General features: G+C 70.7%; 18 protein-coding genes. 14 read left to right on the forward strand and 4 right to left on the reverse strand.

All coding sequences use genetic code 11. The annotated features are described in order from the left end of the window. The first annotated feature begins 51 nt into the window (after positions 1-51). From CBQ26_RS16310 to CBQ26_RS16335, 6 genes are all read left to right on the forward strand, one after another. Positions 52-2,670 carry a U32 family peptidase gene (locus tag CBQ26_RS16310; protein ID WP_229843938.1) on the forward strand — a complete coding sequence of 873 codons (2,619 nt, stop codon included), beginning with the start codon at positions 52-54 and terminating at the stop codon, positions 2,668-2,670. Positions 2,671-2,974: 304 nt separating this feature from the next. Further along, positions 2,975-3,496 carry a DUF402 domain-containing protein gene (locus CBQ26_RS16315; protein ID WP_088249693.1) on the forward strand — a complete coding sequence of 174 codons (522 nt, stop codon included), beginning with the start codon at positions 2,975-2,977 and terminating at the stop codon, positions 3,494-3,496. A 62-nt stretch (positions 3,497-3,558) separates the two neighbouring features. Next, entirely contained in the window at positions 3,559-4,287 is a 729-nt protein-coding gene (locus CBQ26_RS22605; protein WP_229843940.1) for a nucleotidyltransferase domain-containing protein, read from the forward strand. A gap of 72 nt (positions 4,288-4,359) precedes the next feature. Continuing rightward, complete coding sequence (locus tag CBQ26_RS16325) at positions 4,360-5,646, forward strand: glucose-1-phosphate adenylyltransferase family protein (RefSeq protein ID WP_088249694.1); 1,287 nt, start codon at positions 4,360-4,362, stop codon at positions 5,644-5,646. Between the two features lie 74 nt (positions 5,647-5,720). Continuing rightward, positions 5,721-6,509, forward strand: coding sequence for an ABC transporter ATP-binding protein (locus CBQ26_RS16330; RefSeq protein ID WP_088249695.1), 789 nt, complete (start codon positions 5,721-5,723; stop codon positions 6,507-6,509). Then, positions 6,506-8,197: a putative ABC transporter permease subunit gene (locus tag CBQ26_RS16335; RefSeq protein WP_229843941.1), complete on the forward strand. Its 1,692-nt coding sequence runs from the start codon at positions 6,506-6,508 to the stop codon at positions 8,195-8,197. The genes CBQ26_RS16330 and CBQ26_RS16335 overlap by 4 nt, the downstream gene beginning before the upstream one ends. Positions 8,198-8,200: 3 nt before the next feature. On the opposite strand, the gene CBQ26_RS16340 is transcribed toward CBQ26_RS16335, so the two are convergent. Further along, entirely contained in the window at positions 8,201-8,497 is a 297-nt protein-coding gene (locus tag CBQ26_RS16340; protein WP_088249696.1) for a YciI-like protein, read from the reverse strand. 36 nt (positions 8,498-8,533) lie between these two features. Beyond that, complete coding sequence (locus tag CBQ26_RS16345) at positions 8,534-9,265, reverse strand: class I SAM-dependent methyltransferase (RefSeq protein ID WP_088249697.1); 732 nt, start codon at positions 9,263-9,265, stop codon at positions 8,534-8,536. 210 nt (positions 9,266-9,475) lie between these two features. On the opposite strand from CBQ26_RS16345, the gene CBQ26_RS16350 reads away from it, so the two are divergent. Further along, positions 9,476-11,161, forward strand: a complete 1,686-nt coding sequence (locus CBQ26_RS16350; RefSeq protein ID WP_088249698.1) for a GMC family oxidoreductase — start codon at positions 9,476-9,478, stop codon at positions 11,159-11,161. A gap of 79 nt (positions 11,162-11,240) precedes the next feature. On the opposite strand, the gene CBQ26_RS16355 is transcribed toward CBQ26_RS16350, so the two are convergent. Further along, positions 11,241-12,458, reverse strand: a complete 1,218-nt coding sequence (locus CBQ26_RS16355) for a saccharopine dehydrogenase family protein (protein ID WP_088249699.1) — start codon at positions 12,456-12,458, stop codon at positions 11,241-11,243. Between the two features lie 55 nt (positions 12,459-12,513). On the opposite strand from CBQ26_RS16355, the gene CBQ26_RS16360 reads away from it, so the two are divergent. The 7 genes from CBQ26_RS16360 (at position 12,514) to CBQ26_RS16390 (ending at position 21,147) form a co-directional block, all read left to right on the forward strand. Beyond that, positions 12,514-13,011: a hypothetical protein gene (locus CBQ26_RS16360; RefSeq protein ID WP_229843942.1), complete on the forward strand. Its 498-nt coding sequence runs from the start codon at positions 12,514-12,516 to the stop codon at positions 13,009-13,011. A gap of 160 nt (positions 13,012-13,171) precedes the next feature. Then, entirely contained in the window at positions 13,172-14,791 is a 1,620-nt protein-coding gene (locus CBQ26_RS16365; protein WP_088249700.1) for a catalase, read from the forward strand. Positions 14,792-15,212: 421 nt separating this feature from the next. Further along, positions 15,213-16,094, forward strand: a complete 882-nt coding sequence (locus CBQ26_RS16370) for an FAD binding domain-containing protein (RefSeq protein ID WP_088249701.1) — start codon at positions 15,213-15,215, stop codon at positions 16,092-16,094. Then, positions 16,091-16,666 (forward strand): (2Fe-2S)-binding protein, encoded by a 576-nt coding sequence (locus tag CBQ26_RS16375; protein ID WP_088249702.1) that lies wholly within the window; start codon positions 16,091-16,093, stop codon positions 16,664-16,666. Before CBQ26_RS16370 ends, CBQ26_RS16375 begins: the two co-directional genes overlap by 4 nt. Continuing rightward, a complete protein-coding gene (locus tag CBQ26_RS16380) occupies positions 16,663-19,041 on the forward strand; it encodes an aerobic carbon-monoxide dehydrogenase large subunit (protein WP_216360379.1) in 2,379 nt (792 codons plus the stop codon). The genes CBQ26_RS16375 and CBQ26_RS16380 overlap by 4 nt, the downstream gene beginning before the upstream one ends. Positions 19,042-19,229: 188 nt before the next feature. Beyond that, complete coding sequence (locus CBQ26_RS16385; RefSeq protein ID WP_088249703.1) at positions 19,230-20,357, forward strand: XdhC family protein; 1,128 nt, start codon at positions 19,230-19,232, stop codon at positions 20,355-20,357. 100 nt (positions 20,358-20,457) lie between these two features. Further along, positions 20,458-21,147, forward strand: coding sequence for an HAD family hydrolase (locus CBQ26_RS16390; RefSeq protein WP_088249704.1), 690 nt, complete (start codon positions 20,458-20,460; stop codon positions 21,145-21,147). Between the two features lie 185 nt (positions 21,148-21,332). Here the strand turns inward: CBQ26_RS16390 and CBQ26_RS16395 are convergent, their stop codons facing one another. Beyond that, a complete protein-coding gene (locus tag CBQ26_RS16395; RefSeq protein ID WP_088249705.1) occupies positions 21,333-23,816 on the reverse strand; it encodes a glycoside hydrolase family 3 C-terminal domain-containing protein in 2,484 nt (827 codons plus the stop codon). Positions 23,817-23,916 lie beyond the last annotated feature (100 nt).

Below are 23,916 nucleotides of genomic sequence, written 5' to 3' on the forward strand. Positions count from 1 at the left end.
CCGGTGTCAGCTCACCGTTGCCCGCGCGGGCGTTCGGTACACTGGCGCGTTATGCCGCGTGTTCCCGTGAAACCTGAAGTGATGAGCCCCGTGGGCGGTGAGGCGCAGTTGCGTGCCGCCGTGGAGGCCGGCGCGGACGCCGTGTTCTTCGGCGTGAACCCGGCCCGTGATCAGGCGGGCCGCGCCGGCCGGGCCGACGGGGCGGGGTTTCACGCACGCGCCAAGGTGGGCTTCGAACTGGAGGCCCTGCCGGAGATCATGAGCGGCCTGCACGCGCGGGGGGTGCAGGGCTTCGTGACGTTCAACGTGCTGGTGTTCGACCGGGAGTTGCGGCAGGCCGAGCGGCAGCTGATCGCGCTGGCCGAGGCGGGCGTGGACGCACTGATCGTGCAGGATCACGGCGTGGCGCGCCTGGCGCACGAGATCTGCCCGGACCTGCCCATTCACGGCAGCACCCAGATGAGCATCACGTCCGCCGAGGGGGCCGAACTCGCGCGGCGCTTCGGGGCGAGCCGCGTGGTGCTGGGCCGCGAACTGAGCCTGCGGGACATCGAACGCATTGCGGGGCAGACGGACATCGAACTGGAGACCTTCGTGCACGGGGCGCTGTGTGTCAGTTACTCGGGGCAGTGTTTCTCCAGTGAAGCCTGGGGTGGGCGCAGCGCGAACCGTGGGCAGTGCGCGCAGGCCTGCCGCCTGCCGTACGACCTGTTCGTGGACGGCGTGCAGCGCGACCTGGGCGACGCCCGTTACCTGCTGTCGCCCGGCGACCTGTACGCGCTGCATCAGGTGCCCGAGCTGGTGCGGATCGGCGTGGACTGCCTGAAGATCGAGGGCCGCTACAAGGACGCCGAGTTCGTCGCCCTGACGACCGCCGCGTACCGCAAGGCCGTGGATGAAGCCTGGGCGGGCCTGCCGCTGAGCGTCACCCGGCAGGAGGAGCAGGACCTGGAACAGGTGTACTCGCGCGGGCTGGCGCCGCACTTCATGGCGGGCACGAACCACCAGACGGTCGTGCGGGGCCGCGCGCCCAGGCACCGGGGCGTGCGCGTGGGCACCGTGCGCGGCGTGACCGAGCGCGGCGTGCTGGTCGAACTGAGCGAACCCCTGAAACCCGGCGACGGACTGGTGTTCGACCCGGCCAACTGGCGCGCCCCCGAGGGCCGCGAGGAGGGCGGGTTCCTGTACGGCCTGTGGCAGGACGGCCGGCAGCTGGACGACGCGGCGCTGGCCCGCGTCCGGGCGGGCGGCGTGTACGAACTGCGCTTCGGGCGCGGCGCCGTCGATGGCCGCCGCGTGCGCGAGGGCGACCCGGTCTGGCGCACCCAGGACCCCACCCTGGCGGCTCGCGTGAAACCGCTCGTCGAGGCGGCCGACCCGGTGTACACCCGCCCGGTCACGGCGCACTTCATGGGGCACGTGGGCTTCCCGCCCGCCCTGACCCTGACCGACGGGCAGGGCCACAGCGTCACCGCGACCCTGCCCGACCCGCTGGGCGAGGCCCGCAACCGCGCGCTGGACGAGGCGGGTCTGCGCGAGCAGCTGGGCAAGCTGGGCGGCACGCCGTTCCACCTGCAGGACCTGACCACCGACCTGCGCGGCGCGGGGTTCCTGCCGGTCAGCGCCCTGAACGCCCTGCGCCGCGACGCGACCGCGCAACTGACCGCCCTGCGCGCCCAGGCGCCCGAGCGCCGCACGGCGCCCCGCCTGGACGGCACCCTGGCCGCCCTGCCCCGCGCGGACCGCGCCCCGGCCCCCGCCGCCCCGAGACTGCACGTGCTGGTCCGCACGCCCGAACAGCTGGACGCCGCGCTGGAGGCCCGCCCGGACTCGGTCACGCTGGACTACCTGGAACTGTACGGCCTGAAACCCAGCGTGGAGCGCGTGCGGGCCGCCGGGCTGCCCGTGCGGGTCGCCAGCCCCCGCATCCTGAAACCCACCGAGCAGAACCTCCAGAAGTTCCTGCAATCCCTGAACGCCGGCATCCTGGTCCGTAGCGGCGGCCTGCTTGAGGGCCTGCAGGAGCAGCGTGGACAGGAATCGGGCGGGCAGGAATCGGGCGGGGCGGAACTGACCGGGGATTTCAGCCTGAACGCCGCGAACGTCCTGACCACCCGCGCCCTGCTGGACCTGGGCCTGACCCGCCTGACGCCCACCCACGACCTGAACGCGCAGCAGATCACGGAACTCGCCGGACTGGTCGGCGGCGACCATCTGGAAGTCATCGCGTACGGGCACCTGCCGGTCTTCCACACCGAACACTGCGTGTTCTGCCGCTTCCTGAGCAGCGGCACCGACTACACCAACTGCGGGCACCCCTGCGAGACGCACCGGGTCGCCCTGCGCGACGAACGCGGCCACACCCACCCGGTCATGGCGGACGTCGGCTGCCGCAACACCGTGTTCGAGGGCCGCCCGCAGGTGGCCGCGCCGCACCTGGGCGCGTGGCTGCGCGCCGGGATCCGCGACCTGCGCCTGGAATTCGTTCATGAGACGCCGCAGCAGGTCACGGGCGTCATCGCGGCGCACCGCGCCTTCCTGGCCGGTGACCTGTCGGCCGCCGACCTGCAGGTCACCCTGGACGACCTGTCCGCCGGGTCCGGCGTGACCGAGGGCAGCCTGTTCGTCCCGCACGACTTCGGCACCCTGGACGCCCTGCCGGTGCTGTGATCCGGTCGCTGTCGTCCGGGCAGGGCGGCTGGGGGTAGAACGCCTTCCCGGTTGCCCACGAGGCAGACAGGGTCCGTCGCACCCCCTCGCCCCGCCCGGATGGAGGGGCCTTCGCAGTGCGTTCAATCGAGCCGTCTGACGTGAATCTGACGGTCCGCGACGCTTCAGAAACGGTGAATGCCGGGCGGAAACGGCGCGGGCAGCGGCGCAGAGCGAATCCAGTGCTCCCACAGGCGCGGGTGGAGGGGGAGGACTTCTCACCTCGGATCTCATCTGCGCTGCGGGCAGTTCTGTACGCTGGGTCATGACCCGACAGGCGCATCCGGTGAAGGTGGAGAGACACGACGTGGCCGCACGTTGCCATTACACCAACACGGGAGCGCGCCCCGTCCACACCTACCGCGAAACGCCCTTCGGCCTGTTCGTGGCCCGCGAGTTCCACGCTCACCCGCGCGTACGACACTGGCAGGCGCACCTGATCCCGGCGCTGAATCTGGTCGTGTGCCGCTACGACTTTCACGGGCGGCGCGAACACGACTACTACCTGGACGTGGCGGACATCACCCGGCACGGGGACGTGTGGCAGGTGCGGGACCTGTACCTGGACCTGATCGTCCACGACGGCCTGATGGCCGAGATCGCCGACACGGACGAACTGCTCGCTGCGCGCAAGGCCGGCTACCTGACCGAGGCCGAGATGCACCGCGCCGTCGCCATCGCGCACGCGGCGCTGTCCGGGCTGGGCCGCGCCCGGTACGTGCTGCCCGACTGGCTGGCCCGCCGCGACCTGCACCTGCACTGGTGCGACGCGGCCGCCCTCGCCTGATACGGACTCCGATTGAAGGGGCTGTGCAGCCCGTCCCATCCGGGAGGTGTATCTTCCGGGGCATGGCCACCGACCGCCCCGCCCTGTCCGAAGCCCAGGCGCGGCTGGCCGCCACGGTGCCCGCCGCCCTCCGGCGCATCCGGGAGACGCCCGGCGTGCTGGGCGTGCTGTGGTGCGGCAGCGCCGCGCGCGGCGAGGGAACCGCGCACAGCGACCTGGACTTCCATGTGCTGGTCGATGGCGACCGGCGCTGGCGTGCCAACTACGTCGTGGACGGCATGCCGGTCGAGGCATTTCACAACCCGGTCCGCAAGGTCCGCGCGATGTTCGCCGCCGGGCAGGGGGATACCATCACCATGTTCGCCGAGGGCCGCGTCCTGCTGCCGCACCCGGAACTGGACGCCCTGACCGCCGAGGCCCGCGCCCTGCACGCCGCCGGTCCTGCCCGGCGCTCCCTGACGGGCCAGGACCGCTTCCGGCTGATCGAGGAGGTCATGGACGCCCGCGCCCTGGCCGACGCGGGCGACCCGCTGCACGTCCTGCTGGCGTGCCGCGCGGCGGAATTGGCCCTGGACGGTCTGTTCGGCGTGCGTGGCTGGTGGCGGGTCAAGCCCCAGCGCTGGCTGCCCACGTTGCAGGCACGCGACCCGGACGCTGCCCGCGACTTCCACGCCCTCCTGACCGCGACGGACGCCCGCGCGCGGCAGGCGGCGCTGGAGGCACTGGCCGTCCGCGTGACCGGCGACCTGACGTACCAGGAGGGCGGCAGCGAACCGGTCAGCGTGCCCTGAGCTGCTGATTCTGAACGCCCTTGAGCTTCGCCTCAGCCGGGGTGGGGGGAGGGCCGTCAGACTGCCCCTCAGATGACACGAACCTCCGGCCGCCTTTCCCCGCGCAGTCTCAGCAGTGGCCCCGCCGGTCGCGGCACCCGCATCGGCGGTCAGCGGGTGCTGGTCCTGATCCTGGCGGGCGGCAAGGGGCAGCGGCTGGGTGTGCTGACCCACGAGCGTGCCAAGCCCGCCCTGACCTTCGGCGGCACGTACCGCCTGATCGACTTCGCGCTCAGCAACTGCATGCACAGCGGCCTGTCGGACGTCTGGGTGCTGGAGGAATACCAGCTGCACACCCTGAACGACCACCTGACGAACGGCCGTCCCTGGGACCTGGACCGCACGCACGGCGGCCTGCAGGTCCTGCCGCCCAGCCCCGACACCCTGACCGGCAGCCTGGAGGACGCCGGGAACGCCGACGCCCTGCACGCGCACGCGCACCTGATCCGCGCGTTCGGGGCGGACGTGGTCGTGGTCCTGTCGGCCGATCACGTGTACACCCTGGATTACGCCGAGGTCATCCGCGAGCACCTGCGGACCGGCGCGGAGGTCACGATGGTCACCACGGACCTCCCGCCGGGCGAGGACGCCTCGCGCTTCGGGAACGTGACCCTCACGCGCGGCGGGCGCGTCAAGAAGTTCGAGTACAAGCCTGAACGCCCGCGCGGCGAGCAGATCACCACCGAGGTCTTCGTGTACGGCGCGCCCGCCCTGCTGCGAACCCTGGACGACCTGCGCGCCGGGACACCCGCCGGGAAGGGCCTGGGCGACTTCGGGCACGCGCTGATCCCGGCGTTCGTGAAGGCCAAGACCGCGCGCGCCTACCCCTTCGGCGGGTACTGGCTGGACGTGGGCCTGCCCGAAGCGTACTTCCGGGCGCACGAGGACCTGCTTGCGGGCCGCTCGGTGCCGCTGGACGCGCCGGACTGGCCGGTCCTGAGCAGCAGCATTCCGCGGATGCCCGCCCGCCTGGACGCCGGGGCGCGCGTCGAAGGCAGCCTGATCTCGTACGGTTGCCGGGTGGCCGGGCGCGTGACCCGCTCGGTCCTGTCGCCCGGCGTGACCGTCGAGGCGGGCGCGGTCGTCGAGGACGCCGTGATCCTGCGCGACGCCGTCATCCGCGCCGGGGCGCACGTGCGGCGCGCCATCGTGGACGAGGAGGCCGTGATCGCCGCCCGCGTGGACGGCCGGGATGGCGTGGCCGTGATCGGCGCGCGCGCCCACGTCACGGCCCCCGTGCGGGACGACACGCAGGTCGAACCGGGCCGCCGCTGGCGCCGGGGCTCCCGCCCCCGCACCCCGGACGCGGCGGGCAACTGAGCGGCCCCTCCCGCTGCCCCCGACCGGGTGTCCGGTGACCGTTCCGTCAGACGCGCGGGCGTACGCTGCCTCTCATGATCGAGGTCAGTGGGTACACCAAGCGCTACGGGCGGCACGAGGCCGTCAGCAACCTGTCGTTCACGGTGCAGCCCGGCGCGGTGTTCGGCCTGCTGGGCAGCAACGGGGCGGGGAAGACCACCACCATCCGCGCGCTGGTCGGCCTGACCCGCCCGACCAGCGGCACAGTGCGCGTGGCGGGCTTCGACGTGTGGCGCGACCCGGTGAAGGCCAAGGCGGCGTTCGGGTACATCCCGGACCGCCCGTACCTGTACGGCAAACTGACCGCCCGTGAGCTGCTGCGCTTCGTGGGACAGCTGTATCAGGTGCCGGACGCGGACAGCGAGATCGACCGCTGGCTGGAATTTTTCCGCCTGACCGACTTCGGCAACGAGCTGATCGAGACGTACTCGCACGGCATGCGGCAGAAGGTGGCGATCATCGCCGCGCTGCTGCCCGACCCGCCCGTGCTGATCGTGGACGAACCCATGGTGGGCCTCGACCCGCACGCGGCGCGGCAGGTGCGCGACCTGTTCCGCTCGCACGCCGACCGGGGCCGCACGGTGCTGCTGACGACCCACTCGCTGCCCGTCGCGGAGGCCGTCTGCGACCGGCTGGTCGTCCTGGACCGCGGCAAGGTCCTCGGGGAGGGCAGCATGGACGACCTGCGCGCCCGCACCGGCACCGAGGCGGGGGGCGTACACGGCGACAGCCTGGAACGCATCTTCTTCCGCCTGCTGGAGGACGAACTGGAAGAACAACGCCGCGTCCGCGAGGAAGCCGGGGTGGCCGGGGTGGGCGCTTGACCGTCACGCCCGCCCCCCAACCCGCGCGTACCGCCCAGCCCAGCCTGAGCGGCCTGAAACTCCGCGCGCTGCGGCACACCCTACGGCGCGGCCCGAAATGGGGCTACGCGCTGGTCGGCACGCTGGCCCTGCTGCTCGTGGTGGGCGAGGTGGTCGGCACCTGGAGGGCCCTGACGTTCCTGGGCCGCTTCGGGGACATCGGCCTGAACGTGTTCGCGCGTGTGCTGGAGATCGGCCTGATCACCCTCGCCAGTGGCGTGACGTTCAGCGCCACCACCGCCGCCATCAGCACGCTGTACCTCAGCGACGACCTGAACTTCCTCCTGACCCAGCCCATCAGGACCACCCGCGTGTTCGCGCTGAAGGTCACCGAGACGTTCCTGAACGCCGCGCTGGTGCCGGTGTTCCTGACCGTGCCGCTGCTGCTGACGGTCGCCGCGTACTTCCACGCGCCCGTCTGGGCGTACCCGGTCATGATCCTGGCTGCGCTGCTGGTGTTCGCCGCACCCGTGGGCCTGGGCGCGCTGCTGGCCGTGCTGCTCATGCGGGTCGCCCCGGTCGGCCGCGTGCGCGAGGTCAGCACCGCGCTGGGCGTGCTGATCAGCGCCGGACTGGTGTACGCCATCCGCGCCCTGCGCCCCGAGGTCCTCGTGCAGAAACTCCAGGACCCCACCAAGGTCGAGGCGTTGCTGCGCGACTTCGCCGGACCCGGCAGCCCCCTCCTCCCGCCCTCCTGGGCGGCGCAGGGCATCTGGCAGGCCGCGCAGGGCCAGCTCGCCGCGCCGCTGCTGCCCCTGCTGCTGCTGACCGTCACGCTGCTGCTCGGCGCGACCCTGCTGGCCGCGAAAGCCTACCAGGACGGCTGGGCCCGCGCGCTGGACTCCAGCACCCCGAAACTCGATCCGCGCCCCCGCCGCGCCGGATTCAGCGAACGCCTGCTGAACCGCCTCGGCCCCGGCGGCGCGCTGGCCGCCAAGGACCTGCGCGTCACCCTGCGCGACCCCACCCAGTGGAGCCAGCTCCTCGTGGTCGTCGCCCTAGCAGGCGTGTACCTCGTGAGCGTCAGGGCCGTCCCCATCCCGGTGCCGCAGTTCCGGGGCATCCTCGGGTACATCCAGCTGGCCTTCCAGGGCTTCATCATCGCGGGCATCGCCGTCCGCCTCGCGTTCCCCGCCGTCAGCACCGAGGCGCGCGGCTACTGGCTGCTGCGCACCGCGCCCATCCAGCCGCGCCAGATCGTGCTCAGCAAGTTCCTGGGCGTGCTGCCCGTCACCCTGACTGTGGGCCTCGTCATGGGCGTCGCCAGCGCCCTGAGCATGAGCCTCGGCCCCACCCTGCTGCTCCTCAGCGTGCTCGTCAGCCTCAGCAACGCCCTCGTCATCACCGCGCTCGGCGTCGGCCTGGGCGCCGCCGCCCCCAAATTCGACGCGGACAACCCCGCCGAGATCGGCGTCAGCCCCGGCGGCCTCGCCTTCATGGGCCTCAGCCTCGCGTACTCCGTCCTGTGCCTGCTGCTGCTCGCCCGGCCCGCCGCCGGCAGCGTCCTGCGCCCCGACCTGTACCCCGGCTACAGCGCCCTGGGCACCACCGAAGGCATCCTCGGACTGATCGGCCTGCTGCTCGCCACCGTCCTCGGCACGTACTTTAGCCTCCGCACCGGCTGGAGGCGCCTCGACCGGCTGGAATAGCTGTCAGGGCCGGTGCGCCGCGCCCGCCCCGACCACCGTGTGCCAGCGCCGCACCTCCCAGCTGCCCACCAGCCCGGCCAGCACGTACGGGTCCGTGCGGGCGAACAGCTCGGCGGCGTCCGGCGCGTCACCCTCGAACAGCAGCGCCGCGCCGTCCACCGGGTCAGCCAGCGCGCCCCCCAGCAGCAGCTCGCCCCGGTCGGCGGCCGCCTGCGCGTGAGCGAGGTGTGCCCCCCGCAGCGACTCACGCCGCGCGACGTAGTCGGGAACAAGATCGCGGTACAGCAGCAGAAAGTGCATAAGGGCAGTGTACCGGCGCCATCCGTGCGCCGCGTCTCACCCGGCCTGCGCCTCAATGAGCAGCGTCTGCGGCACCTGGGCGTGCAGGCCGTGTGCGCCGTAGATCTCGTGCAGGCCCCGCAGGGTAAAGCCGCTGGTGATCAGGTCGCCAGTCAGTGTGCTCAGGGTGCGGTGTTGCGCGCCGAGCTGTCCTCGGATGCCGCTGCCGCCGGACTGCCAGTGGCCTTCGCGCGCATACTGCTGCACGCGGTAGGCGAGGCGTTCCCCGTGAGCGTCCAGGATGAACCGTGGGGCGTCCACTTCATGGAAGGGCGTCTCGAAGCAGGGGTGCAGGACGGAGAAGCTGAAGTGTCCTCCTGTGACCAGGACGCGGCGGGCGGCGCGGTACAGGGCGCGGTGGTCGGTGATGTCCATCAGCGCGAGTTTCGAGACGATCACGTCGGCCGAGTGATCCGGCACGCTGCTCAGCGTGTGCGCGTTGTCCACGCGGTAGGTCAGGCGCGGGTCGGTGGCCCTGGCCTGCGCGTGGCGGATCAGAGGCCCTGAGAGGTCCACGCCCAGCACCCGGGCGGGATTGTGGGCGCACAGGCGGCGCGACAGGTGCCCCTCGCCGCACGCGAGGTCCAGCACCCGCGCGCCCGGCAGGTGCGGGGCCGCGACCGCCTCATGCCGCGCCAGCAGCGGCTGCCAGAAACTGTCCGGGTCGGCCAGCAGGCGGTCCACCAGGGTCACGTACCCGTCGGCGGCCTGATCGTAGGCGGGTGTCATGCCCTGACCCTACCTTCTCCCGGTTCCGCGCGGCAGCGAACCTGCGCCGGACCCGGGTACCCGATGTTCTCCCCCTCTGCCTGCACGCCAGCCTGACGCCAACCTCCGGCGTCCTATACTGGCCTGCACACACAAACAGGCGACCCAGGCCCGGCCCACCCGGGAGGCCCGGCTGCGCTCGCTGCTCGCTTTGCATCAGGGAGGTCAGTCATGTCAACCCACGATCAGCAGGTCAGTGTCAGCCAGGAACAGCCCGCGCATGCCGCCGGGGAAGAGCAGTTCGAGTACGTGGTGATCGGCGCGGGTTCCGGCGGGTGCGCCGTCGCGGCCCGGTTGCAGGAAGGCGGCGCGCAGGTGCTGCTGCTGGAGGCCGGAGTGCCGGACGAGACGCCCGAGATTCACATTCCGGCGGCCTTCCCGAAACTGTTCAAGTCGCCCCTCGACTGGAACTACGAGACCGAGGCCCAGGAGCACCTGAACGGCCGCCGCCTGTACTGGCCGCGCGGCAAGATGCTGGGCGGCAGCAGTTCCATCAACGCGATGATCTACATTCGCGGTCACCGCGCCGATTTCGACGCCTGGGCCGCCGCTGGCAACCGGGGCTGGGGGTACGACGACGTGCTGCCGTACTTCCGGCGGGGCGAGGATTTCGAGGGCGGCCAGAGCGAGTATCACGGCGCGGGCGGCCCGCTGCACGTCGAGAACCGCCGTTACACGCATGAAATCTGCGACGCGATCACCGCCGGTTTCGAGGAACTGGGCCACCCCGCCAACGACGATTTCAACGGCCCGCAGATGGAGGGCGTGGGCCGTTACCACGTCACGCAGAAGGGCGGCGCGCGGCACTCGGCCGCCGTGGCGTACCTGCGCCCCGCCCTGGCCCGTTCCGGCCCCGGCACGCTGGAAGCCCGGACGGGCGCGCACGTGACCCGCATCCTGCTGGACGGCCAGGAGGCGACGGGCGTGGAGTACCAGGACAGCGCCGGCATGCGGCAGGTCCCGGCCAGCCGGGGCGTCATCCTCGCGGCGGGCGCGATCACCAGCCCGCACTTGCTGATGCTCTCCGGCATCGGAGAGCGGGCGCAACTGGAAGCCGCCGGCATCCCGGTCCTGCACGACCTGCCCGGCGTCGGTAAGAACCTGCAAGATCACCTGTTCGTGCCGGTCGTGTACGCCACCGAGACGCCCGGCCTGAAAGACGCCACCAGCGAGGCCCAGATGAGCCTGTACATGAGCGAGCAGCGCGGCATGCTGTGCAGCAACGTCGGCGAGACGGGCGGATTCATGAAAACAGACCCGTCACTGCCCGCCCCCGACCTGCAATTCCATAACGGCGCGGCCCTGTTCGTGGATCACGGCTTCCGGGAACTGGACGGCCATCACTACACGCTGCTGCCGTCCCTGGTCGCGCCCCGCAGCCGGGGGGAGATCCGCGTGACCAGCGCCGACCCGCAGGCCCGCCCGAGCATCGAACCCAATTACCTCTCGGACCCGCATGACCTGGACGTTCTGGTGCGCGGCGTGCAACTGGCCCGGCAGGTGGGTGACACGGCGGCCCTGGCCCGGTACCGGCTGGACGAGGTGATGCCCGGCCCGAACGTCATGGAGCGTGCTGATCTGGAGGAGTACATCCGGCAGGAAGCCATGACCATCTACCACCCGGTCGGTACCTGCCGCATGGGCCACGACGACCTGGCGGTCGTGGACGACCAGTTGCGCGTCCACGGGATCAGCCGCCTGTGGGTTGCCGATGCCAGCGTCATGCCCACCATCACGCGCGGCAACACGAACGCCCCCACCCTCATGATCGCCGAGAAGGTCGCCGACTTCATCCTGGGGCAACCACTGCTGCCGGTCGGCGACTCTCAGGTCGCCGCGCACGCCGCCACCGACTGACGCGGCCTTCCCGTCAGGCCAGTGAAAATAGGAGTGCGCCGCCCGGAGATGGGGCGGCGCAGGTTCCTGACGGTTCGGTTCAGTCCTTGACGAGTTCGATGTCGGCGAGTTCGCTGATGGGCAGGCCCCACTTGTTCATCGCGTCGAAGAAGGGATCGGGGTCGAGCTGTTCGACGTTCCAGACGCCGGGCTGCATCCAGTCCCCGTTCAGCATCAGCATGGCGCCGATCATGGCGGGCACGCCAGTGGTGTAGCTGACGCCCTGCGCCTGCACCTCGCGGTAGCAGTCGGCGTGGTCCTTGACGTTGTACACGAAGTGCACCTTGGGCTGGCCGTCCTTGCCGATGCCCTTGGCCTGCACGCCGATGCAGGTCTGCCCGCTGTACCCGGCGGCCAGGGATTCGGGGGCGGGCAGCACGGCTTTCAGGAACTCGATCGGGGCGACCTTCATGCCGCGGAAGTCGATGGGTTCGATGGAGGTCATGCCGATGCCCTCGAGGACGTTCAGGTGCTTGATGTACGCCTCACCGAAGGTCATCCAGAAGCGGGCGCGCTTGATGGTCGGGAAGTGCTTGACGAGCGACTCGAGTTCCTCGTGGTACAGCACGAAGCTCTTACGGGTGGCGACCTTGGGATAGTAGATGTCCTGGCTGATCTCCAGGGGCTGGGTTTCGACCCACTCGCCGTTTTCCCAGTAGCGGCCGTTGGCGGTGATCTCGCGGATGTTGATTTCCGGGTTGAAGTTCGTGGCGAACGCCTTGCCGTGGTTGCCGTTGTTGCAGTCCACGATGTCCAGGTAGTGGATTTCCTGGAAGTGATGCTTGGCGTGGTGCGCGGTGAAGGCCTGGGTGGCGCCGGGGTCGAAGCCGCAGCCGAGCAGCGCCATCAGGCCCTTTTCCTTGAAGCGGTCCTGGTACGCCCACTGCCAGGAGTACTCGAACTTGGCGACGTCCTTGGGTTCGTAGTTGGCGGTGTCGAGGTAGTGCACGCCGGTTTCCAGGCAGGCGTCCATGATGGTCAGGTCCTGGTAGGGCAGGGCGACGTTGATGACCATCTTGGGTCCGAAGTCGTTGATCAGTTTGACCAGTTCGGGCACGTTGTCTGCGTCGACGGTGGCGGTGGTGAACACGGCCCGGCTGTCGGGCATGTGCTCCTTGATCTCGGCGACGATCTTGTCGGCCTTGGCGACGGTGCGCGTGGCGATCAGGACTTCGGTGAAGACGCTGTCGTTCTGGGCGCATTTCTTGGCGACGACGTTGGCGACGCCGCCCGCTCCGATGATGATGACCTTGCTCATGGGGGGCATCTTACCGTGCCGGGTGCGGCCCGCTGGTCAGGGTAGGGTGTGGGGCGTGAGCAAGCGTCCCGGCCAGCGCAGTCAGAAAGCCCAACCCCAGCACAAAGCCCAGTCCCAGCAGAAAGCCCAGCCCCAACAGAGAGGCCGGCAGGCTCAGCCGTCGGCCGGGCAGCAGTCCTCATCCCGGAAGGTCGTGTCGGCCGCGCCGGGCGGGGTGCGGGAGGTCACGCCGGAGTTGCGGGCGCGCACGGCCCGCACGTTCGGGCTGGTGGTGCTGGGTTTCGTGGCGGGGATCGCCCTGATGGTGGCGGTCCTGTCGGCGCAGGGGCGGGCGCTGCGGGAGTACGCGGTGCGGGTCCAGTCGGCGGTGCTGGCGACCGGGCCGTCCGTGAACGTGTCGTACGGGCAGCCGTGCGTGGACGCGCTGCCGGGGGCGTTGCCGTCCGGGGTGCTGTCGTGTGACGTGCAGGTGGAGGGTGGTCAAGTGTCGGTGCTGATGCAGCTGGAGCGGGAACGGCAGTTCCGTCTGCCGGCGCGCGGCGCTGAGAGGTAACTGGCGGGGTTCGTCACCGGGCAGGTACTGCTGGCGGATGAGTGACCCCTTGACCTGGGGCTTACTCTTCCCTCACGCTATTGAGAAGCCTTCCTATTAAGGTAGGGGGGTTCCGTCTCCGTCACTCCGCCCCCACCCGGCCCTGCCCAGGAGAACCCGCATGCCCGACCAGAAAGATACCGCCTACGCGCCCACCGAATCCGCCGACATGCAGACCACCGCCCCCCAGGCCCCCCAGGGACGCCTGACCAACCACTCCGGCAACCTCGCGCCCAGCAACACCAACAGCCTGACCGCCGGCGAGCGCGGCCCCGTCCTGCTTCAGGACTGGCACCTGCTCGAACGCATGGCGCACTTCAACCGCGAACGTGTCCCCGAGCGCGTCGTGCACGCCAAGGGCAGCGGCGCCTTCGGCACCTTCCGCGTCACGCGCGCCATCCCGGAACTGACCGTCGCCAAGATCTTCCAGCAGGAAGGCAACGAGTGCCGCATGCTGGCCCGCTTCAGCACCGTCGCCGGCGAGAAGGGCTTCGCCGACACCGTCCGCGACCCGCGCGGCTTCGCGCTGAAGTTCTACACCGAGGACGGCAACTGGGACTTGGTCGGCAACAACACCCCGATCTTCTTCGTGCGTGACCCCATCAAGTTCCAGGACTTCATCCACAGCCAGAAGCGCCACCCGGTCACGGGCCGCCGCAGCGCCGCCATGCAGTTCGACTTCTGGGGCCTGCGCCCCGAGAGCCTGCACCAGGTCATGTACCTGTTCGGCGACCGTGGCCTGCCGCGCTCCTACCGCTTCATGAACGGCTATTCCAGCCACACGTACAGCCTCTGGAACGAGCAGGGCGAACGCTTCTACGTCAAGTGGCACTTCCACAGCCAGCAGGGCGTGCAGAACCTGACCGAGGAGGTCGCCGCGAAGATCGCCGCCGCGAACCCCGACTACCACTTCCAGGACCTGTTCGACGCCATCGAGCGCGGCGAGCACCCCAAGTGGACGGTCAGCATCCAGGTCATGCCCGAGAAGGACGCCGAGACGTACCACATCAACCCCTTCGACCTCACCAAGGTCTGGCCGCACGCCGACTACCCGCTGATGCAGGTCGGTGAGTTCGAACTGAACGAGAACCCCCAGAACTACTTCGCCGAGATCGAGCAGGCCGCCTTCGAGCCCAGCAACCTGCCGCGCGGCTTCGGCGCCAGCCCCGACAAGATGCTCCAGGCGCGCCTGATGAGCTACGCCGACGCGCACCGCTACCGCATCGGCATCAACTACGCCGCGCTGCCGGTGAACAAGGCCGCCTGCCCGGTCATGACCTACCACCGCGACGGCCAGACCCGCTTCGACGGCAACTTCGGCGGCACGCCCGTGTACGAACCCAACTCGTACGGCGGCCCCGCCGTGGCGGACGGCACCCCGCAGGAACCCCCCATGCCGCTGGGCAGCCTCGCCGACCGTTTCGGCTGGCCCGAGGACGACGCCGACCTGTACGGCCAGCCGCGCGACCTGTACGCCGTCATGCAGCCCGATGAACGCGGCCGCCTCGCCATGAACTTCGCCGGCGCGCTGGCCGACGTGCCCGCCTTCATCGCCGACCGTTTCATCGGGCACCTGGAACAGGTTTCCGGCGAACTGGCCGCCAACGTCCGCGCCGGCATCGCGCAGAAGAAGGCCGAGGGGCACCCGGAGCTCACGGACCTGCTCACCGAGACGCACACCCACGCGGCCGGCGGCGACCAGAAGCCCCGCCAGAGCGTCGCGGTCGGCGCCGACGACTGATACGGACTCCGATTGAATGGGCTGTAAAGCCCGTTCAATCCGAGCGGATGCGAGAAGGAGCAAAACGGGTTCCGGACGTGAAGCCGACAACCCGGCGATGTTCCGGGTTGTCGGCGAAACAAACGGAACCCCTATGATCCACTGCGCGCGGTGACGGGCTGAACAGCCCTGCCCGGACAACATGAGCGCGTGATTCACGCGGCCCGTCCACTCCCCATGCGGGGGTGGGCGGGTTTTTCTTTCTCCCAGTGCTGCCGGGCGCCCGGTCCTGTGGTCATTCTCGCTTTGCAGATCTTCAGAAAGGCTTCATACTGTGGTGAATCAGGTTCAATTCATCCCGTATCCGCTCACCTGAACGGCGTTCAGGACCACCCACCAGGGAAGTTTCACGTGCCGGGCCACGTCCGGCGAGGGGGAGAACGTGTTTCCAGCTGCATTCGATTACATCCGCGCCCATTCCGCAGAGGAGGCCCTGGCCGCGCTCGCGCAGCACGGCGCCGAGGCCCGCATCCTGGCCGGCGGGCAGAGCCTGATCCCCGCCATGCGCCTGCGACTGGCCCGCCCGGCCGTCCTGGTCGACCTGGGCGGCGTGAAGGACCTGGGCTACCTGCGCGAGGAAGGCGGCGACCTGCGCGTCGGCGCCATGACCCGCGACGTGACCCTGGAACGCGACGCGAACGTCCGCGCCCGCTACAGCCTCCTGACCGACACGGGCGCCGTCATCGCGGACCCGGTCGTGCGCTGCCTGGGCACGGTCGTGGGCAGCCTGTGCCACGGCGACCCCAGCGGCGACTGGGGCGCGGCGGCGCTCGCCTCGCGCGCCGTGATGGTCGCCCGCAGCGCCAGCGGCGAACGCCTGATCCCCATCGACGAGTTCCTGGTGGACTCCTTCCAGACCTCGCTGGAGGAGGGTGAACTGGCCGTCGAGGTGCGTTTCCCCACCCCGGACGGCCGCACGCACGGCTCGTACCAGAAGATCGAACGCAAGGTCGGGGATTACGCCACCGCCGCCGCCGCCGTGCAGATCACGCTGGGCGACGACGGCCGCGTCACGCACGCCGGGGTCGCCCTGACCGCCGCCGGCCCCCGCCCGGTCCGGGTGGACGCCGCCGAGAAACTGCTGCTGGGCCAGCTGCTGACCGAGGACGTCATCCGCGCCGCCAGCGAGGAGGCCCGCATCGTCAGCGACCCCTTCGCGGACACGCGCGGCAGCGTGGAGTACAAGAAAGACATGGCCCGCGTGCTCGTCGCGCGTGGCCTTCGCGCCAGCGCCGCCCGCCTGGGCACGGGAGTGACCGCATGACCGCCACCGACACCACCGACACCACCCTGCGCACCGTCACCCTGAACGTGAACGGGCAGACCCTCCACCAGCAGGTCGAACCCCGCACCCTGCTCGCCTACGCCCTGCGCGACGCCGGCCTGAAAGGCACGCACGTCGGCTGCGACACCTCCTCGTGCGGCTGCTGCGTCGTGCTGCTCGACGGGGACACGCCTGCCAAGTCCTGCACCATGTTCGCCGTGCAGGCCGAGGGCCACCAGATCACCACCGTCGAGGGCCTCGGCGGGCCCGGCAACCTGCACCCCCTGCAACAGGCGTTCTGGGACCAGCATGGGTTGCAGTGCGGGTACTGCACGCCCGGCATGCTCATGACCGCCAAGGCCATGCTGGAACACAACCCGGACCCCACCGACCAGGAGGTCCGCGAGTTCCTGAGCGGCAACCTGTGCCGCTGCACCGGCTACAACAACATCGTCAAGGCCGTGCAGCAGGCCGCGCGCGTCATGCGTGACGAGGCGCAGGCGCAGGCCCTGGCCGGCATGGTCCCCGGCACCGACCCCAGCACCGGCACCGCCGGAGGAGGAGCGCAGTGAGCATCGAAACCGACGCCACCAACAACGCCGGCCCGCAGACCCTGACCATGGGCAAGGGCATGAAACGCAAGGAAGACCCCCGCTTCCTGACCGGGAACGGCAACTACGTGGACGACATGCGCCTGCCCGGCATGCTGTACATGGCCATCGTGCACAGCCCCTACCCGCACGCGAACATCAAGGGCATCGACAAGGCGGCCGCGCTGGCCGTGCCGGGTGTGAAGGCCGTCATCACCGGCGAGGACCTCGTGGCCGCGTCGCTGGCGTGGCTGCCCACCTTCCACGGCTTCGACAAGCAGATGGTCCTGGCCGTCGGCAAGGTCCTCTTCCAGCATCAGGAGGTCGCGGCCGTGTTCGCCGAGACCCGCGAGGCCGCCCGCGACGCCGCCGAACTGGTGGACGTGGACTACGAACCCCTCGACCCGGTCATCAGTCCCTTCGACTCCATGAAGGACGAGGTCATCCTGCGCGACGACCGCGAAGATAAGACCAACCACATCTACCACTGGGACAGCGGCGACCGGGACGGCACCCAGGCCGCGCTGGACGACTCCGAGGTCGTCGTCACCGAGCGCATCTACGCGCCCCGCTGCCACCCCGCCCCGCTGGAACCCTGCGGCTGCGTCGCGCAGTTCGACGCCATGGGCCGCCTGCACTTCTGGGTGACCAGTCAGGCGCCCCACGTGTACCGCACCGCCATCTCGCTCGTGACCGGCATCCCCGAGGACAAGATCCGCGTGATCTCCCCGGACATCGGCGGGGGCTTCGGCAACAAGGTCCCGGTGTACCCCGGCTACGTGTGCGCCATCGTCGGCGCCCTGATCCTCAAGACCCCGGTCAAGTGGATCGAGACGCGCACCGAGAACCTCACCACCACCGGCTTCGCCCGCGACTACCACATGGACGTCACCATCGGCGCGAAGAAGGACGGCACCGTCACCGCCCTGAAAGTCAAGACCGTCGCCGACCACGGCGCGTTCGACGCCGCCGCCGACCCCAGCAAGTACCCGGCCGGGATGTTCGGCGTCGTGACCGGCAGTTACCAGTTCCCGGTCGCGTTCGCGGAACTCGACGCGTACTTCACGAACAAGGCGCCGGGGGGTGTGGCGTACCGCTGCTCGTTCCGCGTGACCGAGGCCAGCTACGCCATCGAACGCGGCATGGACATCCTGGCGCAGAAACTCACCATGGACCCCGCCGAACTGCGCCGCAAGAACTTCGTGCGCAAGGACCAGTTCCCCTACGACAGCGCCCTGGGCTTCACGTACGACAGCGGCGACTACGAAGGCACCATGGACAAGGCCCTGAACCAGATCGGGTACGCCGAACTGCGCCGGGAGCAGGCCGAGAAACGCGCCCGTGGCGAGTACATGGGCATCGGCATCAGCACCTTCACCGAGGTCGTCGGCGCCGGACCCAGCAAGCACTTCGACATCCTGGGCATCAAGATGTTCGACTCCGCCGAGATCCGCATCCACCCCACCGGGACCGGCATCATCCGCACCGGCACGAAAAGCCAGGGCCAGGGCCACGAAACCACCTGGGCGCAGATCGTCGCCGAGGAACTCGGCCTGGACCCCCAGAACCTGCTCGTCGAGGAAGGCGACACCGACACCGCCCCCTACGGCCTGGGCACCTACGCCAGCCGCAGCACCCCGGTCGCCGGAGCCGCGCTGGCCCTCGCCGCGCGCCGCGTGCGCGAGAAGGCCCGCAAGGTCGCCGCGCACCTGCTCGAAGCTGCCGCCGAGGACATCGAATGGGTCGACCATAAATTCCAGGTGATGGGCGCCCCCAGCCGCAGCGTCACCATGAAAGAAGTCGCGTTCGCCGCGTACACCAACCCCGGCGAGGGCAACGAACCCGGCCTGGAAGCCAGCCTGTACTACGACCCGCCCAACATGACCTTCCCGCACGGCGCGTACATCGCCGTCGTGGACGTCGACGCCGAGACCGGCGAGGTCAAGGTCCGCCGCTTCCTCGCCATCGACGACTGCGGCACCGTCATCAACCCCATGATCGTCGAGGGACAGGTCCACGGCGGCCTCACCGAGGGTTTTGCCATCGCCTTCATGCAGGAAATCCCCTACGACGAACAGGGCAACAACATGGCCCCGAACTTCATGGAGTACCTGATCCCCACCAGCGTCGAGGCGCCCGTCTGGGAGACCGGCAGCACCGTCACCCCCAGCCCCCACCACCCCATCGGCGCCAAGGGCGTCGGCGAGAGCCCCAACGTCGGCAGCCCCGCCGCGTTCGTGAACGCCGTCATGGACGCCCTCGCGCCCCTGGGCGTCACGCACATCGACATGCCCCTGACCCGAGAGAAAGTCTGGCGCGCCATCCGCGACGCGCAGGCCGCCGCCGCGAGCGACTGACCAACTGACCCCTCCGCTTCGCGGCTCTGCGAGTCCGACCCTGCGGGCCACCTCCCCTTAGAGGGGAGGCTGAACCTGAAGTGGCTCCCCTTTAAGGGGAGCTGTCACCGCAGGTGACTGGGGGGTTGCCCCCGGCATCAACTTGCTTCCCCGCCCCTCACCGGGCGGGTGTATCAATCGGAGACCGTATGACCCCTGATCCCCAGCGTCCCACCGGGGACACCGAATTCATTCCGGACCTGCCGGAGCGGCTGGCGGGGCTGGCGCGCGAGGGCGCGGCGGTGGTCGTGGCGACCGTCGTGTCGCGCCGCGCGCCGGTGTCCGCGCAGGTGGGTGACAAGGCCCTGATTCACGCGGACGGCCGCATGGAGGGCTTCGTGGGTGGCGCGTGCTCCCGCGAGATCGTGCGGCGTCAGGCGCTCCTGGCACTCCAGGGTGGGCAGGCGCGGCTGGTGCGGATCGTGCCGGGCGCCGCACCGGACGCCGAGCACGCGTTTGCCGAGCGGGTCACGGTGCCCATGAACTGCGCGTCGGAAGGGGAGAGCGAGGTGTTCCTGGAACCGCTGCTGCCCCCACGCCTGCTGGTCGTGGTGGGCCGCACTCCGGTCGCGCGGGCCATCGCCGCGCACGCCGCCCTGATGGGCGACCGCGTGTGGCGCGTGCTGGACGACGACGAGGTGCCGGGCGAACCGGACGCCGTGCCGCTGGGTGCCCTGACGGCCCGCCTGTCGGCCCTGCCCGCCGCGCAGCGCGCCCGCGTGCGGAGCGTCGTGGCGTCCCAGGGGCACTACGACGAAACCGCCATCGAGGCGCTGCTGCGCGCCCAGCCGAACCCGGTGGGCCTGCTCGCCAGCCCGAAACGCGCCGCGAACGTCCGCGAGACGCTCGCCATGCTCAGCGGCTTCGGCGAGGCGGACCTGGGCCGCGTCCGCGCGCCCGTCGGCCTGAACGTGGGCGCCCGCACCCCGCACGAGGTGGCGCTGAGCGTCCTGGCGGAACTCGTGCAGCTCGACCGGCAGGAGGCCAGCCCCACCCGACCCGTTCCTGCCGCTGAACAGGCACCGGCCGCGCCCGTTCCGACCCCCGCCGACCCGTCCCCCATGCCGTCCGCGCTGCTGGCACAGGTGATGGACCTGACCGTCCTGAACGCCGAACCCGCCGACGCGGGCAGCGCGGTGGACCCGGTGTGCGGCATGACCGTCACCCTGCCCGCCAGGCACACGGCGGACCACGCCGGCGTGACCTACGCCTTCTGCTGCCCGCACTGCAAGGCCCGCTTCCTGAAAGACCCCGCCCGGTACCTCACGCCCGGCTGAACCCCTCAGTCCGCTGCGCGGCCAGCTCCCCTCGAGGGGAGCCAGGGGGGCCGCGCCTTCCTGTGCAGGGGGACGCGTCGGGGGCCGTACAGTGGCGGGCATGATCGCCGCTTTCCTGAATCCCGAGGGGACCCTGCTGCACGCGGGGTCCGACGAGCTGGACCGCGTCGCGTCGGGCCTGTCGAGCCTGCTGCGCGCCGCGGAACTGATTCCCGTGACGGCGCTGGACGAGGAGGCGCTGCTGAACGTGCCCGCCGCGTTCACGTCCTGGCAGGTGCTGCTGCACGGCGCGGTGCTGCTCGACCCGGATGGCGTGGAGGACCCCGCGTGGCGCCGCCTGACGGTCGAGACGCTGGACGCCGCGCAGGGCGCGCTGGAACTGGCCGCGCAGGCCGCCGGGCACGTCAGCGCCCTGGCGCAGCTGGACCTGGACCTGACCCGCACCGAGCGGCACGGGCGGCTGCTGCGCGTGGAACTGCGCCACCCGTACGGCCTGCCCCGCCCGCTCGATCAGGCCGAGCGGGACCTGCGCGACTGGCTGACCGATGGGCCGCTGCGCGACACCCTGCGACTGGAACGCACCCCGGACGCGCTGCGGCTGCTGCCGCGTGACCTGCGCCCGGAACTCGCCGTGAACTACCTGCTGTCGCAGCTGGACGCCGAGTTCACGCTGGGCGTCAGCGCCCTGCCGGGCGACGCGGCGTTCCTGGCGCTGTGCGACTACGCGATGGTGCCGGGCAGCGCGGACCTCCTCGACCCCGCACCGGCCGAACGGGATGACGAGGAATAAGCGAGAGGGGACGCGGCCGGTGTAGCTGCCGCGCCCCCCTGCTGTGACCGTCATACGGATTCCGTCTGTTTCGTTGACAACCCGGAAGGACACCGGATTGTCAACTCCACGCCCGGAACCCGTTTCTCTCCTACTCGCTCCGCTCGGGTTGAAAGATTTTGCAAACCTTTCAACCGGAGTCCGTATCAGTCGGTGTCGGGCAGCGCCTCGCGCCACTCCTGCGCCAGGGTGAGCGTGACCTGCGTGGTCAGGTCGGCGCTGCTCTGCCCGACGTGCAGGACGTACTCGCCGGGTTCGGCCACCCATGCCTGAGTCGCCACGTCGAAGTACGCGAGGTCGCGCGGGGTGACGGTCAGCACGGCGTCGTCGGTCTGGCCGGAGTTCAGGTGCACCTTCGCGAAGGCGCACAGTTCCTTCTGGGGGCGGTCCACGCGGCCCTGCGGGGGCTGCACGTACAGCTGCGCGACGGTGCTGCCGGGCCGTTCTCCGGTGTTCGTGACCGGGACCGTCACGGTCGCCGCGCCTTGCGGGAAGGCCGGGGCGTGCAGCTGCGCGGCGCCCAGCGTGAAGGTCGTGAAGCTCAGGCCGAAGCCGAACGGGAACAGCGGCGTCACGCCCGAGCGGTCCACGTGGCGGTACCCGGTGTACAGGCCCTCGCGGTACTCGACGCGGCCGTCCTCGCCGGGGTACTGCACGTCCGGGGTCAGCGGGTGGGTGGGGTCGTCCGCCAGGGAGTGCGGGAACGTCTGCGGGAGGCGCCCGCCGGGTTCGGCCAGCCCGGTCAGGACGTCCGCGACGGCGTGCCCGACCTCCTGCCCCGCGAACCACGCCTGCATCACGGCGGGCACGCGGCTGAGCCACGGCATCTCGACCGGGCCACCCGTCTGCAGGACCACCACGACGTTCGGGTTGACGTCCAGCACGGCCTCCACCAGCGCGTCCTGATCGCCGGGCAGCGTGAGGCCTGCGCGGTCCACGCCCTCGGTTTCCCACTCGCCGGTCGTGCCGACGCACAGCACCACCCAGTCCGCCTGCGCGGCCAGGGCTGCGGCGCGGGCCAGCCGGTCCCCGTCGGGACGGGCGCGGAAGCCCACCCGCACCGCGTTGAACGGCGTGATGCCGATGTCCATGACGTGCGGCGTGTACTCCACCATGAGCGTGTGCCGCCCGGCACTCAGGTGGACGGGCGCGCGGCGCTCGCCGGAGCCGAACGAGAAGTACAGTTCCCCGACCTGCCAGTCCTCCCAGTTGTTCACGGCCGGCTGGCCGTCCACCGACAGGCGGCTGAGGCCCGCGCTGCCCAGGCTCACCTCGTACTCGCCGTCCTGCGGGGCGTCCACCGTGACGGTCAGGGTCGCGTGGAACGCGTCCGGGTTCACGCCGTCCGGCAGGCCGAAGAACATCACCTCCGCCTGCGGGCGCGTGTCCTGCCCGATCACCGGGCCGCCCGCCTGAGCGCGGTACTCGATGCGCGTTTCCACCTGCGGCACCGGCAGGTACCGCTCGTGCTCGGTCCCCTCAGCACTGCCGACCACGCTCACGCGGCCCCCCTCGCGCAGGCCCTCGGCTGGGGAGACGCGGCGGTGGGCGTTCATCTGCGCGCTGCCGCCGCCCATCACCTGCGCGGCCTCGGCGTTCGGGCCGATCACCGCCACCCGCGCCCCGGCGGGCAGCGGCAGCGCGCCGCCGCTGTTCTTCAGCAGCACCAGCCCCTCGGCCCCGGCGCGGCGGATCAGGGCGCGCGTCTCCGGGTACTCGGTGTCGCGTTCGTGGTCGTCCGCGACGTCCAGCGGTTCGGTGAGGGTGCCCGCGCGCGCGAGCAGGTGCAGCACCGCCCGCGCCCGCTCACGCACGCCCGCGCGCACCTCCGGGTCCGCCTGCGCCTGCTCCAGCAGCGGCCTGCGGGCCACCGCCGGGCCGGGCATCTCCAGGTCCAGGCCCGCCAGGACCCCCTCGGCCGCCGAGTGCGTGCCGCCCCAGTCGCTCATGACCAGCCCCGTGAAGCCCCACTCGCGCCGCAGCACCTTCTGGAGCAGCCAGGGGTGCTGCGAGCAGTACGGGCCGTTCAGGCGGTTGTACGCCGTCATGATCGCCCAGGGCTGCGCTTCCTTCACCACGATCTCGAAGGGCCGCAGGTACAGTTCCCGCAGCGTCCGCTCGTCGATCACGGAATCGATGGTGCCGCGCTGGAATTCCGACTCGTTCCCCGCGAAGTGCTTCGGCGTGGCCCCCACCCCGCCCGCCTGCAGGCCCTGCACGTACGCCGCCGCGAGCCGCCCGGTCAGGATGGGGTCCTCGGCGTAGTTCTCGAAGTTCCGGCCGTTCAGCGCCGAGCGGAACACGTTGATGGTGGGCGCCAGCAGCACGGTCGCGCCCTTGTCCTTCGCCTCGCGTGCCAGCGACTCCCCGACCTCGCGCAGCAGGTCCGGGTTCCACGTCGCGCCCAGCGCGATCCCCACCGGGTACGCCGCGGTGCGCCGCCCCCCGATCAGCGGCCCGCCGCCCCGCACGCCCGCCGGGCCGTCACTCACCTTCAGCGGCGGAATGTTCAGGCGCGGCACGGCAGCGGTGCGCCACGCGTCCGCGCCGGACAGCAGGGCCACCTGTTCCTCCAGCGTCAGCTGGTCGAGCAGGGCGTCGGGGTCGGTCAGGGTCGGGGTCTGGTTCATGAGGCACCTCGGGAGAGCAGGGCGGAACGCTGAAACGGTTCATACGGACTCCGATTGAATGGGCTGCAAAGCCCGTTCAATCCGAGCGGATGCGAGAAGG

Origin of the sequence: Deinococcus indicus (genome assembly GCF_002198095.1) — a bacterium.
Lineage (GTDB): Bacteria > Deinococcota > Deinococci > Deinococcales > Deinococcaceae > Deinococcus > Deinococcus caeni.

Excerpts from the sequence above, each read along its gene's own strand:
- CBQ26_RS16310 (WP_229843938.1), top strand. The coding sequence starts at position 52 with ATGCCGCGTGTTCCCGTGAAACCTGAAGTGATGAGCCCCGTGGGCGGT.
- CBQ26_RS16315 (WP_088249693.1), top strand. The coding sequence starts at position 2,975 with ATGACCCGACAGGCGCATCCGGTGAAGGTGGAGAGACACGACGTGGCC.
- CBQ26_RS22605 (WP_229843940.1), top strand. The coding sequence starts at position 3,559 with ATGGCCACCGACCGCCCCGCCCTGTCCGAAGCCCAGGCGCGGCTGGCC.
- CBQ26_RS16325 (WP_088249694.1), top strand. The coding sequence starts at position 4,360 with ATGACACGAACCTCCGGCCGCCTTTCCCCGCGCAGTCTCAGCAGTGGC.
- CBQ26_RS16330 (WP_088249695.1), top strand. The coding sequence starts at position 5,721 with ATGATCGAGGTCAGTGGGTACACCAAGCGCTACGGGCGGCACGAGGCC.
- CBQ26_RS16340 (WP_088249696.1), bottom strand. The coding sequence starts at position 8,497 with ATGCACTTTCTGCTGCTGTACCGCGATCTTGTTCCCGACTACGTCGCG.
- CBQ26_RS16345 (WP_088249697.1), bottom strand. The coding sequence starts at position 9,265 with ATGACACCCGCCTACGATCAGGCCGCCGACGGGTACGTGACCCTGGTG.
- CBQ26_RS16350 (WP_088249698.1), top strand. The coding sequence starts at position 9,476 with ATGTCAACCCACGATCAGCAGGTCAGTGTCAGCCAGGAACAGCCCGCG.
- CBQ26_RS16355 (WP_088249699.1), bottom strand. The coding sequence starts at position 12,458 with ATGAGCAAGGTCATCATCATCGGAGCGGGCGGCGTCGCCAACGTCGTC.
- CBQ26_RS16365 (WP_088249700.1), top strand. The coding sequence starts at position 13,172 with ATGCCCGACCAGAAAGATACCGCCTACGCGCCCACCGAATCCGCCGAC.
- CBQ26_RS16375 (WP_088249702.1), top strand. The coding sequence starts at position 16,091 with ATGACCGCCACCGACACCACCGACACCACCCTGCGCACCGTCACCCTG.
- CBQ26_RS16385 (WP_088249703.1), top strand. The coding sequence starts at position 19,230 with ATGACCCCTGATCCCCAGCGTCCCACCGGGGACACCGAATTCATTCCG.
- CBQ26_RS16390 (WP_088249704.1), top strand. The coding sequence starts at position 20,458 with ATGATCGCCGCTTTCCTGAATCCCGAGGGGACCCTGCTGCACGCGGGG.
- CBQ26_RS16395 (WP_088249705.1), bottom strand. The coding sequence starts at position 23,816 with ATGAACCAGACCCCGACCCTGACCGACCCCGACGCCCTGCTCGACCAG.